At 67.4% G+C, this 14657-nt stretch carries 15 protein-coding genes; 4 read left to right on the forward strand and 11 right to left on the reverse strand.

The features are described from left to right. Positions 1–131 precede the first annotated feature (131 nt). Positions 132–500, forward strand: a complete 369-nt coding sequence (locus AC07X5_RS08890) for a DMT family transporter (RefSeq protein ID WP_409964344.1) — start codon at positions 132–134, stop codon at positions 498–500. Here the strand turns inward: AC07X5_RS08890 and AC07X5_RS08895 are convergent, their stop codons facing one another. Continuing rightward, entirely contained in the window at positions 501–1775 is a 1275-nt protein-coding gene (locus AC07X5_RS08895) for an amidohydrolase family protein (protein WP_494769833.1), read from the reverse strand. It abuts the gene before it with no gap. Between the two features lie 121 nt (positions 1776–1896). On the opposite strand from AC07X5_RS08895, the gene AC07X5_RS08900 reads away from it, so the two are divergent. Continuing rightward, positions 1897–2292 (forward strand): VOC family protein, encoded by a 396-nt coding sequence (locus AC07X5_RS08900; protein WP_409964346.1) that lies wholly within the window; start codon positions 1897–1899, stop codon positions 2290–2292. Positions 2293–2294: 2 nt separating this feature from the next. Here the strand turns inward: AC07X5_RS08900 and AC07X5_RS08905 are convergent, their stop codons facing one another. From AC07X5_RS08905 to AC07X5_RS08940, 8 genes are all read right to left on the reverse strand, one after another. Next, positions 2295–2741 (reverse strand): hypothetical protein, encoded by a 447-nt coding sequence (locus AC07X5_RS08905; RefSeq protein WP_494769834.1) that lies wholly within the window; start codon positions 2739–2741, stop codon positions 2295–2297. Then, entirely contained in the window at positions 2738–3661 is a 924-nt protein-coding gene (locus AC07X5_RS08910; protein WP_494769835.1) for an ABC transporter permease, read from the reverse strand. The genes AC07X5_RS08905 and AC07X5_RS08910 overlap by 4 nt, the downstream gene beginning before the upstream one ends. Before the next feature lie 166 nt (positions 3662–3827). Next, on the reverse strand, positions 3828–4889 hold the full coding sequence (locus tag AC07X5_RS08915) for an ABC transporter permease (protein WP_494769836.1): 1062 nt from the start codon (positions 4887–4889) through the stop codon (positions 3828–3830). Positions 4890–4904: 15 nt separating this feature from the next. Then, positions 4905–6446, reverse strand: coding sequence for an ABC transporter ATP-binding protein (locus AC07X5_RS08920; protein ID WP_494769837.1), 1542 nt, complete (start codon positions 6444–6446; stop codon positions 4905–4907). 8 nt (positions 6447–6454) lie between these two features. Continuing rightward, positions 6455–7405: a 5'-methylthioadenosine/S-adenosylhomocysteine nucleosidase gene (locus tag AC07X5_RS08925; RefSeq protein ID WP_494769838.1), complete on the reverse strand. Its 951-nt coding sequence runs from the start codon at positions 7403–7405 to the stop codon at positions 6455–6457. Between the two features lie 94 nt (positions 7406–7499). Further along, entirely contained in the window at positions 7500–8510 is a 1011-nt protein-coding gene (locus tag AC07X5_RS08930) for a BMP family protein (protein WP_409955834.1), read from the reverse strand. Between the two features lie 203 nt (positions 8511–8713). Further along, positions 8714–9355 carry a uracil phosphoribosyltransferase gene (upp, locus tag AC07X5_RS08935; RefSeq protein ID WP_409956455.1) on the reverse strand — a complete coding sequence of 214 codons (642 nt, stop codon included), beginning with the start codon at positions 9353–9355 and terminating at the stop codon, positions 8714–8716. A gap of 177 nt (positions 9356–9532) precedes the next feature. Then, positions 9533–10507, reverse strand: coding sequence for a threo-3-hydroxy-L-aspartate ammonia-lyase (locus AC07X5_RS08940; RefSeq protein ID WP_494769839.1), 975 nt, complete (start codon positions 10505–10507; stop codon positions 9533–9535). Positions 10508–10690: 183 nt separating this feature from the next. Between AC07X5_RS08940 and AC07X5_RS08945 the strand changes: the two genes are divergently transcribed. Then, a complete protein-coding gene (locus AC07X5_RS08945) occupies positions 10691–11458 on the forward strand; it encodes a basic amino acid ABC transporter substrate-binding protein (RefSeq protein ID WP_494769840.1) in 768 nt (255 codons plus the stop codon). 104 nt (positions 11459–11562) lie between these two features. After that, a complete protein-coding gene (locus AC07X5_RS08950) occupies positions 11563–12333 on the forward strand; it encodes an amino acid ABC transporter permease (RefSeq protein ID WP_494769841.1) in 771 nt (256 codons plus the stop codon). Here AC07X5_RS08950 and AC07X5_RS08955 read toward each other — a convergent pair. Both AC07X5_RS08955 and AC07X5_RS08960 read right to left on the reverse strand, forming a co-directional pair. Further along, complete coding sequence (locus AC07X5_RS08955; RefSeq protein WP_494769842.1) at positions 12330–13184, reverse strand: enoyl-CoA hydratase-related protein; 855 nt, start codon at positions 13182–13184, stop codon at positions 12330–12332. The two genes, AC07X5_RS08950 and AC07X5_RS08955, sit on opposite strands and share 4 nt — an antisense overlap. 113 nt (positions 13185–13297) lie before the next feature. Beyond that, a complete protein-coding gene (locus AC07X5_RS08960) occupies positions 13298–14620 on the reverse strand; it encodes a hemolysin family protein (RefSeq protein ID WP_409956445.1) in 1323 nt (440 codons plus the stop codon). Positions 14621–14657: the final 37 nt, after the last annotated feature.

The raw sequence follows: 14657 nt of genomic DNA on the forward strand, positions 1-14657 counted from the left end.
CGGCGCATTCGTGAAGCGGTGTAGAGTACCGCCATCGCTTTTTCCGTTCCTTGCAGGTACCGCTTTCCTGTCGTCTGTCTATCTGTTCGCTCCGCTCGGTACAAGCGGCTGGCGGGCACATGGAGCAGCGCATGGCGTTCACGTATCTGTTGGAAGCGAAATCACTTGCCTGGCTGTGGCTTGCGGCCAGCGTCATCTCTGAGGTTGCCGGTACCGTGGCGCTCAGGCAGTCGGATGGCTTTTCCCGCTTGGTCCCCGCAGTGATCGCAGGGGCCTGCTATGTGCTGGCGGTCTGGTGGATGTCACTGGCCATGAAGCACATCGGCATGGGGGTCACCTACGCAGTATGGGCCGGCAGCGGGCTGGGGCTGACGGCGCTGCTGGGGGCGGCGCTGTTCGATGAGCCACTCTCGGGCATGCGGCTTGCCGGGCTGGCGCTGGTGGTGGCAGGGGTGGTCACGCTCAGCCTGGCGGCATCGGCACCACCACCGGCGCGCTGATCACTCGGCCAGGAACCCCACGCTGCCCGGCCTGCCGGGCAGGTCCAGGGTCGCCACGGGGGCCGGGCGGCTCGCGACGCGCTTGCCGCGCCGGTACACCGCCAGCCGCGCGGCCCGCAGGCGGGTCGCCTCCACCGGGTTGCGGGCATGCAGCAGCACGAAGTCGGCATGGCAGCCGGCCGCCAGGCCATAGCCCTCCAGGCCCAGCAATCGGGCGGGGTTGGTCGTGACCGCCTCGAAGCACTGGCGCATGGCGGCCTGGCTGGTCATCTGCGCCACATGCAGGCCCATATGGGCGGCCTCCAGCATGTCGGCGCTGCCGCCGCCGTACCAGGGGTCCATCACGCAGTCGTGGCCAAAGGCCACGGTGAGGCCGGCCGCCATGAGCTCGGGCACGCGCGTCATGCCGCGGCGCTTGGGGTAGGTGTCGTGGCGGCCCTGCAGCGTGATGTTGATCAGCGGGTTGGCCACCACGCCCAGTTGCGCTTCGGCCATCAGGGGGATGAGCTTGCTCACGTAGTAGTTGTCCATGCTGTGCATCGACGTGAGGTGCGAGCCCGCCACGCGGCCGTGCAGGCCCAGGCGGTGCGTCTCGTGCGCCAGCGTCTCCACATGGCGCGAGAGCGGGTCGTCCGACTCGTCGCAGTGCATGTCCACGCGCTTGCCGCGCTCCGCCGCCAGTTCGCAAAGGATCTTCACGCTCTCGGCCCCCTGGGCCATGGTGCGCTCGAAGTGCGGGATGCCACCCACCACGTCCACACCCAGGTCGAGCGCGCGTGTCAGGTTGTCGAGCCCGCCCGGCGAGCGCAGCACGCCATCCTGCGGAAAGGCCACGAGCTGCAGGTCGAGGTAGGGCGCGACGCGCTGCTTCACGTCGAGCAGGGCGCGCACGGGCAGCAGGCTGGCGTCGCTGGTGTCCACGTGCGAGCGGATGGCCAGCAGGCCCTGGGCCACGGCCCAGTCGCAGTACTGGAGGGCGCGCTGCACGATGGCCTCGTGCGTGAGCTGGGGTTTCAGTTCGCCCCACAGCGCGATGCCTTCGAGCAGGGTGCCGCTCTGGTTCACACGGGGCTGGCCGTAGCTGAGCGTCGAATCCATGTGGAAATGGGCGTCCACGAAGGGCGGGCTCAGCAGCAGGCCGCCGGCGTCCACGGTTTCATGCGCGGGGGCCTGCAGGCCTTGGGTCACTTCGGTGATGCGCCCGTCCTGAACGGCCACGGACATCTGGGTGCGGCCGTCGGGCAGGGTGGCGTTGTGGATCAGCAGGTCGAGCATGGCGGTGTGGAAATGGCTGTGTTCACGGGGGTGCGTGGCTTGGCTGCTATTGTGTCGCGTATCGGCTGGCCATGGTGGGTGCAGCCCTTCGTTTCCATGTGTCCCCTTGCGGAGGTCTTCAGTGCAATTCGGCTACACCATCCTCTACGTCGAAGACGTGTCCCGCACCATTGCGTTCTACGAGGCAGCCTTTGGTTTCAAGCGCCGTTTTCTCCATGAGGCGGGCGACTTCGGCGAGCTGGAGACCGGCGCCACCGCACTGGCCTTCTCATCGCTCAGGCTCATGACCGAGCTGGGCAAGAACCCGCAGCGCGCCTCGGCCAGTGCACCCAGTTTCGAAATCGCCTTCACCACGGCCGACGTGCCTGCTGCGGTGGACCGCGCCGTGGCCGCTGGCGCGCGGCTCGTGCAGGCGCCCGAGCAGATGCCCTGGGGCCAGACGGTGGCCTATGTGGCAGACATCGATGGTGCGCTGGTGGAGCTGTGCACGCCCGTGGGGCCGCCGCCGGCAGGCTGAGTTCAGCGCCGGGGGCTTGCCGCATAGCGGTACACCCCGGGGCGGTGGCCGGCCTCGATGGTGATGCTGCGCAGCGCACCGTCATGGCCCGAGCTGGCCTGCGCCGTGATGCGGATGCCGGTGCGCGTGGCGCGGCAGGCGATGCGGGTCAGGCTGATCTCCGCGTGGTCATTGTTGAGTTCGCGGATGCTCTGGGTATGCACCGCCTGCAAGCTGCCATCGTCGCCGCGCTGCATCCACTGCAGGTACAGGAACGACTGCGCGTACTGCGAACCATGCACGATGCGGTAGACCCCTTCGTTCTTGCGTACCGGCCATTGGCCGCAGACCTGCACCCAGTCCACCGCGTCGGCGGTGGCAAAGCGTTCGTAAGGCACATCCATGCCCAGGGCGTTGGCCAAAGGAGCGCACACCAGCGTCAGCGCAGCCAGCGCGATCGCTGTTTTCACCGCTCACCCTTGCGGTAGGGCTTCATCAGCGCCTGCGGATACGCCGCCTTGCGCGCCACCAGGACCAGGGCCAGGATGGACAGCAGGTAGGGCAGCATCAGGTAGACCTGGTAGGGCAGCCAGGCATCGCCGGCCTGCTGCAGGCGCAGCTGCAGCGCATCGAAGAAGGCGAACAGCAGGGCACCCAGCAGTGCCTTGCCAGGCCGCCACGAGGCGAACACCACCAACGCCACGCAGATCCAGCCGCGCCCGTTGACCATGTTGAAGAAAAAGGCGTTGAAGGCCGACAGCGTGAGGAAGGACCCCGCCACCCCCATGAGTGCCGAGCCCGCCACGATGGCGCCGGTGCGCGTGGCCGCGACCGACAGGCCCTGGCCTTCGGCGGCCTGTGGGTTCTCGCCCACCATGCGCACGGCCAGGCCGAGCGGTGTGCGCATCAGCACCCAGGCCAGGATCGGCACCAGCACCAGCGCCAGCAGGGTAAGCGGGGTCTGCGCCGAAAGAATGGGCACGCCCAGCCATTCCATGGGCGCGAACGGCTCGATGGTGGGTGGCGTGTTCACCTTGGGAAAGCCCACGCGGTAGCCGTAGTAGCTCAGCGCCGTGGCCAGCAGCGTGATGCCCAGGCCCGAGACATGCTGCGACAGCGCCAGCCCCACCGTGAGCCAGGCATGCAGCAGGCCGAACACGGCGCCCGTGAGCGCCGCCACCAGCACCCCGGTCCACAGGCCGCAGCCGGCATACACCGTGAGCCAGCCGGTAAAGGCGCCTGCGACCATGATGCCCTCGATGCCCAGGTTGAGCACGCCGGCGCGCTCGCACAGCAGCACGCCGAGCGTGCCCAGGATCAGGGGCGTGGCCACGCGCAGCGTGGCGATCCAGAAGGCCGGGTTGGCCAGGATGTCGAGCAGTTCACTCATTTCAGTTGTTCAATCCGTATGGGCGCTTCCCGCGGGCCACTGCATTGGCGCAGCTGAGGCCAGTGCTCCCGCGCAAGGGCCGCCCCGCCGCGCTGGGAGCGTCCCCCTCCCGCATTGCGCAGCAAAGCGAGAGAGGGGGAAGGCGCGAAGCGACTCAGGGGGTGCTTCATTTCATGCGGACCCGGTATTGCGTGAGCAGCGTGGCCACCAGCACGGCAATGAGCGAGGTGGCCACGATCACGTCGGCGATGTAGGTGGGCACGCCCACGGCGCGGCTCATGCTGTCGGCCCCCACCAGCACGCCGGCCACGAAGGTGCCCGCCGCGATCACGCCCAAAGGGTGCAGCCCGGCCAGCATGGCGATGACGATGCCGCTGTAGCCATAGCCCGGCGACATGTCCAGCGTGACATAGCCGGTGCGGCCCGCCACCTCGATGGCACCGGCCAAGCCTGCCAGCCCGCCCGAGAGCAGGGCCACCAGCACGACGGTGCGCGTGATGGGCACGCCGGCAAAGGCGGCTGCGCGCGCATTGGCGCCCGCTGCCCGGATGTCGAAGCCCGGTACCGTGCGCCGCAGGACGGCCCACAGCGCAATGGCCAGTGCAATGGCCCACAGCAGGCCGGTGTGCAGGCGCGTCTGCGGCACCAGCTTGGAGAGTTCCAGGTCGCCCTGCAGTGCCACGCTCTGCGGCCAGCCCATGGACAGCGGGTCCTTCATGGGCCCGTCCAGCAGGGCAGAGACCAGCAGCAGGGTGATGAAGTTGAGCAGCAGCGTGGTCACCACTTCGTCCACCCCAAGGCGGGATTTCATCAGCGCCGGGCCCAGCAGCAGCAGGGCGCCGGCCAGGGCCGCCGCCAGCATCATGAGCGGGAACAGCACGTACGGCGACCATTCCAGCCCCGTGCCCCCGTGCATGCCGCCCACGGCCACGGCGGCCAGCGCGCCGGCGTACAGCTGCCCCTCGGCTCCGATGTTGAACAGCCGCGCACGGAAGGCCACGGCCGCGGCCAGCCCGGTCAGGATCAGCGGCGTGGCGCGGGTGAGCGTCTCGGTCAGTGCAAAGACCGAGCCGAAGGCGCCTTGCAGCAGCAGGCCATAGGTGCGGCCCACGGGCGCGCCGGCCCACAGCACCAGCAGGCCGCTGATGAGCAGGGTGAAGACCACGGCGCCCACCGGTGCCGCCACGTAGGCAGCCGGGGAGATGTGGTTGCGTTTTTCGAGTCTCATGGATGTCCGGGTTTTTCAGGCTGCAGAGGCGCCAGCCATCGCCAGCCCGATGGCCTCGCGCGTCCAGGCTTCGGCGGGCCGGGCATCGCTCAGATGCCCCTCGTGCATCACGGCCACGCGGTCGCCCAGGGCCAACACCTCGTCGAGGTCGTCCGAGATCAGCAGCACGGCCGCGCCGCCGTCGCGCGCGGCGATCAACTGCTGCTGCACGAAGGTGACGGCGCCGATATCCAGGCCCCAGGTGGGCTGGTGCGCCACGATGAGCCGAGGGGGCGGGGCATCGCCTGGTGGCAGCAGGGCGCGCCCGAGGATCAGCTTTTGCATGTTGCCGCCCGAGAGTGAACGCGCCGGCGTGTCGGGCCCGCCGCCGCGCACGTCGAAAGTGGTGGCCACGCGCTGGGCATGCTGGCGCGCGGCGGCGCGCTTGACCCAGAAGCCTCGGAACCAGGGGTGGGCGAACCAGTGGCTGCGCAGGCGCTCGGACACGGCGTTCTCCCACACCGGCAGGTCGCCCACCACGCCCACGGCGTGGCGGTCCTCGGGGATGCGGGCCACGCCCTGGTTCACCACCCAGGCCGGCCGGGCCTGCAGCGGCGCGCCGAGCAGCGTGACCTGGCCGGCGGTGGCGGCGCGCACGCCGCACAGCACGTCGGCCAGCGCCACCTGGCCATTGCCCGAGACGCCGGCAATGGCGACGATCTCACCCGCGTTCAGCGTGAGCGACACGTCCCGCAGCCGGTCGCGGCCTGTGGGCGCGGTGGAGACGTTGGCCAGTGTGCACACAGGTGCGCCCAGGTTCTTCGCGGGGCGGCGCTCGCTGGCCTCGATGGCATGGCCCACCATCCACTGGGCCAACTGGCCCTGGGTGGTACCCTGGGCCGGCGCCTCCGCCACGAGCTTGCCCTGGCGCAGCACGGCCACGCGGTGCGAGACGCGCAGCACCTCGGCGAGCTTGTGGCTGATGAAGATGATGGACAGGCCCTCGGCCACCATCTGCGACAGGGTGTGGAACAGTGCCTCGCTCTCCTGCGGGGTGAGCACGGCGGTGGGCTCGTCCAGGATCAGAATGCGCGCGCCGCGGTACAGCGCCTTGAGGATCTCGACCCGCTGGCGTTCGCCCACCGAGAGGCTGCCCACCCGCGCATCGGGCTGCACCGGCAGGCCGAAGCGGGCGGACACGGCCAGCAGCTTTTCGCGTGCGGCGCTGCGGCGCGAAAAGGGCTGCCACAACGGCTCGCTGCCCAGCAGCACGTTGTCCAACACGGTGAGGTTGTCGGCCAGCGTGAAGTGCTGGTGCACCATGCCGATGCCGGCAACCAGTGCCGCGCGCGGCTGGCCCGGGGGCAGGGGCTGGCCGAAGACCTCGATGTGGCCCTCGTCGGCCACATAATGGCCGAACAGGATGGACATCAGCGTGGACTTGCCCGCGCCGTTCTCGCCCAGCAGGGCCAGCACCTCGCCGCGCGCCAGCGTGAGGCCGATGCCGTCGTTGGCCACCAGCTTGCCGAAGCGCTTGGTGATGCCGGTGAGGCGCAAGACGGTTTCTGCAGGCTCCATGGATCGGGCTACCGCCAGGCTGCGAGAAATGCCTGCAGCACCTTGGCCGAGTTGGCGGCCGCCAGGTGCATGAAGGTGTCCATCTCGTTGGCGCCGTCGCCGCCACCGGCCAGGTCGCTGAGCGAGCGGAAGGCGATGTAGGGCACGCCGTTGCTGTGCGCCACCATGGCGGTGGCGGCGGTCTCCATGTCGAGCACATTGGCCTCGAAGGTCTTGAACGCATACTCGCGGAAGGCCTTGTTGTCCACGAAGGCCTGGCCCGAGACACCGTTGCCGCCCAGCACCATGCGCGGTCGCTCCTTCAGGCAGTGGCTGGCGTGGCAGTGTTCCAGGGGTACCGTGGCCAGGCCGTTGGCCACGGCCAGCATGCGCGGGTCGGCCTCGAACCAGAACTTCTTGGTGATCGCGGGGTTGGCGGCCGAGCGCACCTCCACCGGGCGCGGGTGCATCATGCCGTAGGCGGGCAGGGTGAGTTCGGCCTGCATCCAGCCGGGCGCCGTGTACTTGCCGGGCTGGTCTTCGCGCGCCATCAGCCATTCCATGTACTGGCCCCAGCGCGCCGGCACGGTCACGTCGCCGATGTGCAGGCCGGGGTTCACGCCGCCGGCAATGCCGGAGAAGACGATGTGGCTGACGTTGAAACGGTCCAGCACCAGCTGCGTGTTCATGGCCGCGTTGGTCATGCTGATGCCCGAGAGGAACACCACCACGGGCTTGCCCTGCAGCGTGCCGGTGGTGAACTCCACGCCGTTGATGCTGTGCCTGGCGGGCTGCTGCACCTGGGGCAGCAACACGGTGAGCTCGGGCGCAAAGGCCGAGATCACGGCGATGCGCGGCGTGCTGTCAAGGCGAGTTCCCTGGACTGCGGGGCTGGACGCGCAGCCCACCAAGGCACCGGCCAGGGCCAGCGTGCCGAGCAGTTGGGCGATGCGACGGGAGAGCAATGCGGTGAAGATCATGGGCAACAGGGTAAGCGATGGACAGTACCAATGAAAAGGGCCACCGCAGTCAAGTAGGTGGCCCCGAATGGCGCACGCAAGCGCCGCCTGCAGCTTATTTGGCCGTGGACTTGGGCTGGCTGTCGTCCACCTTCACGGTGAACTTGCCGGCCAGGATCTCGGCCTCCCTGGCCTTGACCTTGGCCACGATGTCGGCCGGTACCTTCTTCTCGAAGGTGCCCAGGGGCGCGAGTTCCGAGCCCTTGTGCTTCATCATCGAATACGGGCCATAGTCCTCGGCCGTGAACTTGCCGTCCTTGACCAGCTTGAGCGCGCGGTCGATGCTGGGCTCCATGTGCCACAGGGCGGACGCGACCACCGTGTCGGGGTATTTGTCCTGGGTGTTGATCACGTTGCCGATGGCCAGCTTGCCCTTTTCCTTGGCGGCATCGCTCACGCCGAAGCGCTCGGCGTAGAGCACGTCGGCGCCCTTGTCGATCATGGCGAAGGTGGCTTCCTTGGCCTTTGGCGGGTCAAACCAGCTGTTGATGAAGCTCACGGTGAACTCCACCTTGGGGTTCACTTCCTTGGCGCCGGCCATGAAGGCGTGCATCAGGCGGTTCACCTCGGGGATGGGGAAGCCGCCGACCATGCCGATCTTGTTGGTCTTGGTCATGCCGCCCGCCACCATGCCCGACAGGTAGGCCGGCTCCTGGATGTAGTTGTCGAACACGCTGAAGTTGGGCGCCTGCGGCTTGCCCGAGGAGCCGAGCAGGAACGAGGTCTTGGGGAAGTCCTTGGCCACCTTGCGGGCGGCGGCTTCCACGGCGAAGGCTTCGCCCACGATGAGCTGGTTGCCGCCGGTGGCGTACTCGCGCATCACGCGCTCGTAGTCGGCGTTGGTCACGTTCTCGCTGGACTTGTACTCGATCTCGCCGCGCGCCTCGGCCGCCTTGAGCGCCTTGTGGATGCGGCTGACCCACTGCTGCTCGTAGGGCACCGTGTAGATCGCTGCCACCTTGGTCTTGGCCTGGGCCATCGCGGCGCCGGGCGCCAGCCCGATCATGGCCGACAGTGCCAGCGAGGTGGAGAACAGGTGGCCGGTGAAGATGCGGCGTGAGGTCATGGAGTGGGTCCTTCTTCGGATGGAGGATGGGCGATCGGATCTGGCGTTGTCTCAAGCAATTAGTGCGCCAATGGATGGCAGGCGCTGGCATGCAGTCTGCCAGAAGAAAGCCACCAGTTGGTAAAAATTCGCACCGGCTTGGGGCGTAAAAAAAGCCGCCCAAGGACTGCGTCTCTGCGGCGGCTGTTCGATCTGGCCCGCTCTTACTTGGTGCCAAAGATCCGGTCGCCGGCATCACCCAGGCCCGGCAGGATGTAGCCATGGTCGTTGAGCTCGCGGTCGATGGCGGCGGTGAAGATCGGCACGTCCGGGTGCGCCTTCTGCAGCGTGGCCACACCCTCGGGCGCGGCCAGCAGGCAGACGAATTTGATGGAACGCGGGTTGAGCTTCTTGAGCCGGTCCACGCAGGCGGCGGCCGAGTTGCCGGTGGCCAGCATGGGGTCGACCACGATGATGTCGCGCTCGTCCATCTCGGACGGCATCTTGAAGTAGTACTCCACCGGCTGCAGCGTGGCCGGGTCGCGGTACAGGCCGATGTGTCCCACGCGCGCGCCGGGCACCACGTTGAGCATGCCGTCGAGAAAACCGTTGCCCGCGCGCAGGATGGAGACCAGCACCAGCTTCTTGCCGTCGATCACCTGGCTGGTCATGGTCTCCAGCGGGGTCTCGATCTCGATGTCCTGCAGCGGCATGTCGCGCGTGACCTCGTAGGCCATGAGCGTGCTCAGCTCGCCCAGCAGGCGGCGAAAGCTGTTGGTGCTGGCGTCCTTCCTGCGCATCAGCGTGAGCTTGTGCTGGACGAGGGGGTGCTTGATGACGGTGACGTTGTTGGTAGCGGTGCTCATGGCGCGGCCTTTGTTATGCAGAGGTGAATGAATAGCGGTGGCCGTATTTTGACGTCCCTTTGGCTCTTAGGCGTGGAAACTGGCGTGACCCAACACCAGTGGCCCCGCGGAACCGGCTTTGCCGGGCCGCCGGGGCCGCCCCCTGAGGGGGAGGCGACGCAGTCGCTTCGGGGGGAGTCAATCCCCCAGAAAGCGCGCATAGCGCGCCAAGTCCACATTCCCCCCGCTGATGAGGATACCCACCTTCGCGCCACGCACGTCCACGCCGCCATGCCGTGCGCCGGCAAAGGCCAGTGCGCCTGTGGGCTCCACCACCAGCTTCATGCGCTCGGCAAAGAAGCGCAGGGCCTCGACGAGCTGCTCGTCGGTGGCGGTCACGATGTCCTCGGCCAGGCGCTGGATGATGGGAAAGGTGATCTGCCCGAGCGAGCGGGCCTGCGCGCCATCGGCAATGGTGTGCGGCGTGGGGATCTGCACCAGCTGCCCCGTGCGAAACGACTGCTGGCCGTCGTTGCCGGCCTCGGGCTCCACGCCCACCACGCGGCAGCCCGGCGCCAGGGCCTCGGCCGCCAGCAGGCTGCCGGCCAGCAGGCCGCCGCCGCCCACGCACACGAAGAGGTAGTCGAGGCCGGGCACTTCCTCCAGAAACTCCTTGGCGGCCGTGCCTTCGCCGGCAATTACATGCGGGTGGTCGAAGGGTGGCACCAGGGTCATGCCGCGCTCTTCTGCCAGCTTTTGGCTGATGGCCTCGCGGTCCTCGGTGTAGCGGTCGTAGGTGACGACCTGGGCGCCGTACTCGCGTGTGGCTGCCATCTTGGTGGCGGGGGCATCCTCGGGCATCACGATCAGGGCGGGCATGTCCAGCAGCCGGGCCGACAGGGCGATGGCCTGCGCATGGTTGCCGGCCGAGAAGGCCAGCACGCCGCGCTCGCGCTGTTCGTCGCTGAACTGCGCCAGGGTGTTGTAGGCACCGCGGAACTTGAACGAGCCCGTGCGCTGCTGGTTCTCGCACTTGAAGAACACCTGCGTGCCCAGCAGCGCGTCGGCCATGTTGGAGCGCAGCACATGCGTGCGATGGGCCACGCCAGCGAGCCGCTGTGCGGCAGAAACAACATCCGCGTAGGTGGGCGGAGGGAGGCTGGCATTGCTCATAGTGGAATCTTTCAGGGCCGAAGGGGCTCAACTATTCCATCCATCATAAGACTGCCTGACTTTTGACCACAGGGGGAGCGCAAGGTGCAGAAACAGGGCGTTTGCCGCTATGAATATTGATGCCAGTCCCCCTGGGGCATGGATATACTGCCCCCTTTTCCCGACTTTCCCCAAGGGCCCACCATGTCCATCTCCCGCCGCATTGCCACCCTGGGCCTCGGCCTGGCCGCTTCGTTCGGTGTTTCGCTGGTTGCCCAGGCGCAGGCCCGTGAACTCACCGTGGCCTCCAGCGCGACCTATGCACCCTTCGCGTTCGAGAACAAGGACAAGCAGATCGTCGGCTTCGACATCGACATCATCAACGCCGTCGCCAAGCACCAGAATCTCAAGATCAAGGTCGTGAACACGCCCTGGAGCGGTATCTTCGCGGCGCTGAACAATGGCGACGTGGACCTGGTGATCTCCGGCGTGACCATCAACGACAAGCGCCGCCAGAGCTACGACTTCTCGGCCCCGTACTTTGCGGCCCACCAGCTCATCGCCGTGCCCAAGGGCAGCACCGTGGCCTCGCTCAAGGACCTGGCGGGCAAGAAGATCGCCGTGGTGAACGCTTCCACGGCCGACGACGTGGCCTCGCGCGAATTCGGCAAGACCAGCGCCAACATCCGCCGCTTCGAGAGCACGCCGCTCATCATCTCCGAGCTGGCCGGCGGCGGCGTGGACGCCGCCATCGGCGACAACGGCGTGATCGCCTACCGCGTGAGCCAGAATGCAGCGCTCAAGACGGTGGAAGACCCGTCCTTCCCTGAAGAAGGCTTCGGCATCGTCGTGAAGAAGGGCGACAAGGCCCTGCAGGACAAGCTCAACGCCGGCCTGGCCGCCGTGCGCGCCGATGGCAGCTACGGCGAGATCTACAAGAAGTGGTTCGCAAAAGAATACAAAGGCCGCTGAGCCGGGTTCCGATCAAGTCACTTGCAGCGGCCGCCATGCGGCCGCTTTTTTGTTTTCTGACGAAGGGTTGTCGCGCTGCGCGCCCTGGGTAGAGGGAGAGAAGCATGGAGCAACCCGAATTGTGGTTTGGCTGGTTCCGGCCGGACATCCTGGTGGAGTATCGCGAGCTGTTCTTCAAAGGCGCCTGGATGACCCTGTGCATGACGGTCATCTGCGTCACGCTGGGCGGATCGTGGGGCCTGGTGCTGGCCCTGGCGCGGCTGGCGCAGGCGCGCCATGCGCCGTGGAACTGGGTGTGCCGCTTTCTGCTGCGCTGGCCGTCCACCGTGTATGTGAGTTTCTTCCGCGGCACGCCGCTGTTCGTGCAGATTTTGCTCATGCACTTCGCGGTGATGCCGCTGTTCATCCACCCGGTGTCGGGCCTGGTGGTCGATGGCGACCTGGCGCGCACGCTCAAGCAGGAGCATGGCGCGCTGATCTCGGGCATCGCGGCGCTCACGCTGAACTCGGCGGCCTACATCTCCGAGGTGTTCCGTGCCGGCATCCAGTCGATTGCGCGCGGGCAGTCGGATGCCGGACGTTCGCTGGGCTTCACGCCGCTGCAGGTGCTGCGCTACGTGGTGCTGCCCCAGGCCTTCCGGCGCATGCTGCCGCCGCTGGGCAACAACATGATCGCGCTGCTCAAGGACACCTCCCTGGTCTCGGCCATCGGCCTGGCCGAGATGGCCTATGCGGCGCGCACGGTGGCAGGCGCCTATGCGCGCTACTGGGAGCCGTACCTGGCGATCTCGCTGGCCTACTGGTGCATGACGCTTGCGCTGACCACGGTGCTGCGCCGCCTGGAATACCGCTTGGCGCGCAGCGACCGGAGTTAGCCGAGTTCAGAAAAGCGCTGCAGGGGTGTCAGCGCAGGGAAGTCCCCCGCGCGCTTTTGCTTCATCGCCGTGACCGATTCCTGCACGTGCCGGTTGCTCCAGATGGTGCCCTGCAGCCATCCCATCTGGCGCAGGCTGTCCTCCACCGAGTGGTCGCGCGCATAGTTCACGGCCTGCTTGGTGCCCCAGATGGCCACGGGCGGCTTGCTGGCGATCTCCGCTGCGCACTGCAGCGCGGCGGCGACCATGGCCTCCTGCGTATCGAAGACTTCGTTGACCAGGTCATGGGAGAGGGCCTTCTGTGCGGGCATGCGCCGGCCGGTGTAGGCCAGCTCCTTGACCACGCCCATGGGAATGAGCTTGGGCAGGCGCTGCAGCGTGCCCACGTCGGCCACCATGCCGATGTTGATCTCCTGGATGCAGAAGAAGGCGTCGGCCGTGGCATAGCGGATGCAGCCGGCCGTCACCATGTCCACCGCACCGCCGATGCAGCCGCCGTGGATAGCCATGATCACCGGGATGCGCAGCTCCTCCAGCCGCGTGAAGGTGTGCTGCATGTCGGTCAGCAGGTCGAAGATGGCGGCACGGCCCTCGGGGCTCTGGTCGTCCATGGTGATGGCGCCGCCAAAGGTCTCCAGTGCCATGCCGGCGCTGAAATGCTTGCCGGTGCTGCTGATGACCAGGGCGCGCGCCTCGCCGCTGCGGTGCAGGTGCACCAGCACCGCATCCAGCTCGCGCCAGAAGGTGGGGTGCATGGTGTTCATGGCCTCGGGCCGGTTCAGCACCAGGTGGGCCACATGGCCGGTGGTGGTCAGGGAGAAGCAGGTGAGTGTGGGAGCAGCAGTGTTCATGGGCGAACACTGTAGGCCCCGTGCCCGCGCCGTCAAGGTCGCGTGTGCGACTGAAGAGGGGCGGCCTCGGGTTTGCCCGCATCCGCCGCGTGGCGGATGGGGCAGGGCGGGGGTCAGCCGTCGGTGGTTTCCGTGGCGTCTGCCAGCTCGGGCACGGGCATCCGGCTGGCCAGGATCTTGTCGATGGTCTTGCCGTCCATGTCCACCACTTCGAGCTTCCAGCCCTCCCACTCCACGGTGTCGGTCACCTTGGGCAGGCGGCCGGTCAGCAGCATGATCATGCCGCTCAGGGTGTGGTAGCGGCCGCGCTCTTCCTCGGGCACGGAATCCAGGTTCAGCCGGTCCTTGAGTTCGGGCACGGGGATGTGGCCGTCCAGCAGCCAGCTGCCATCCTCGCGCTGCAGCGCCCACGAGGTCTCGGGGTCGCGCGGCTGGAACTCGCCGGTGATGGCCTCGATCAGGTCCTGCAGCGTGACGATGCCCTGCACCTCGCCGTACTCGTCGATCACGAAGGCCATGTGCACGTCCGACAGGCGGAAGTTGTCGAGCAACTCCATGCCGGTGATGGTCTCGGGCACGTACAGCGCCGTCTGCAGCGGCTGCTCGGCCAGGCTGTGGGCCTTGTCGCGGATGGTGCGCGACAGCCACTGGCGCGCATTGAGCACGCCACGGATGTTGTCCATGCCGCCGCGCACCACCGGGAAGCGGGCGTGGTCCGACTCCTCGATGATCTTCAGGTTCTCCTCGAAGGAGAGGTCCAGGTCCAGGCAGACCACGTCGCCGCGCGGCACCATGAGCGAGCCGATCTGGCGGTCGTCCAGGCGGAACACGTTGCGCACCATGGTGTGTTCGTGCGATTCGATCACACCGGCCGTCGTGCCTTCGACCAGCATGGCGTGGATCTCTTCCTCGGTCACCGGGCTGCCGCTGGTCTCCTTCACGCCCAACAGGCGCAGCAGCGTGCGCGTGGAGGTGGACAGCAGGATGACGAAGGGCTTGGTGGCCACCGCCAGGAAGTTGATGGGGCGCGAGACCAGGCGTGCAAAGGTCTCGGGGTGCGACTGGCCGATGCGCTTGGGCACGAGTTCGCCCACGACGATGGAGAAGTAGGTGATCAGCACCACCACCAGGCCCGTGGCGGCATAGCCACCATAGGGGGCGGGCACGCCCAGCGAGGCCAGCCAGGCGGCCAGGGGGGCTGCCAGGGCGGCTTCGCCGACGATACCGTTGAGCACGCCGATCGACGTGATGCCGATCTGGATGGTGGATAGGAAACGCGTGGGGTCTTCGCCCAGCTTCACGGCAGCGGCAGCGCCGCTATCGCCCTCATCAATCAGCTTTTGCAGCCGGGCCTTCCGTGCCGTGACCAGTGCGATCTCCGACATGGCGAACACGCCGTTCAAGAGGATGAGGGCGAAAAGTATTGCGATTTCCATAGACAGGGAACAGACAGTTCCCTTGAAGTTGAGAAGC

This window comes from Acidovorax sp. GW458-11-26-14-TSB4, from assembly GCF_059423865.1.

What these genes read in the sequence shown, in the direction of transcription:
- AC07X5_RS08890 (WP_409964344.1), top strand. Translation starts at nt 132, where the DNA reads ATGGCGTTCACGTATCTGTTGGAAGCGAAATCACTTGCCTGGCTGTGG.
- AC07X5_RS08895 (WP_494769833.1), bottom strand. Translation starts at nt 1,775, where the DNA reads ATGCTCGACCTGCTGATCCACAACGCCACCCTGCCCGACGGCCGCACC.
- AC07X5_RS08910 (WP_494769835.1), bottom strand. Translation starts at nt 3,661, where the DNA reads ATGAGTGAACTGCTCGACATCCTGGCCAACCCGGCCTTCTGGATCGCC.
- AC07X5_RS08915 (WP_494769836.1), bottom strand. Translation starts at nt 4,889, where the DNA reads ATGAGACTCGAAAAACGCAACCACATCTCCCCGGCTGCCTACGTGGCG.
- AC07X5_RS08920 (WP_494769837.1), bottom strand. Translation starts at nt 6,446, where the DNA reads ATGGAGCCTGCAGAAACCGTCTTGCGCCTCACCGGCATCACCAAGCGC.
- AC07X5_RS08925 (WP_494769838.1), bottom strand. Translation starts at nt 7,405, where the DNA reads ATGATCTTCACCGCATTGCTCTCCCGTCGCATCGCCCAACTGCTCGGC.
- AC07X5_RS08930 (WP_409955834.1), bottom strand. Translation starts at nt 8,510, where the DNA reads ATGACCTCACGCCGCATCTTCACCGGCCACCTGTTCTCCACCTCGCTG.
- upp (WP_409956455.1), bottom strand. Translation starts at nt 9,355, where the DNA reads ATGAGCACCGCTACCAACAACGTCACCGTCATCAAGCACCCCCTCGTC.
- AC07X5_RS08940 (WP_494769839.1), bottom strand. Translation starts at nt 10,507, where the DNA reads ATGAGCAATGCCAGCCTCCCTCCGCCCACCTACGCGGATGTTGTTTCT.
- AC07X5_RS08945 (WP_494769840.1), top strand. Translation starts at nt 10,691, where the DNA reads ATGTCCATCTCCCGCCGCATTGCCACCCTGGGCCTCGGCCTGGCCGCT.
- AC07X5_RS08950 (WP_494769841.1), top strand. Translation starts at nt 11,563, where the DNA reads ATGGAGCAACCCGAATTGTGGTTTGGCTGGTTCCGGCCGGACATCCTG.
- AC07X5_RS08955 (WP_494769842.1), bottom strand. Translation starts at nt 13,184, where the DNA reads ATGAACACTGCTGCTCCCACACTCACCTGCTTCTCCCTGACCACCACC.
- AC07X5_RS08960 (WP_409956445.1), bottom strand. Translation starts at nt 14,620, where the DNA reads ATGGAAATCGCAATACTTTTCGCCCTCATCCTCTTGAACGGCGTGTTC.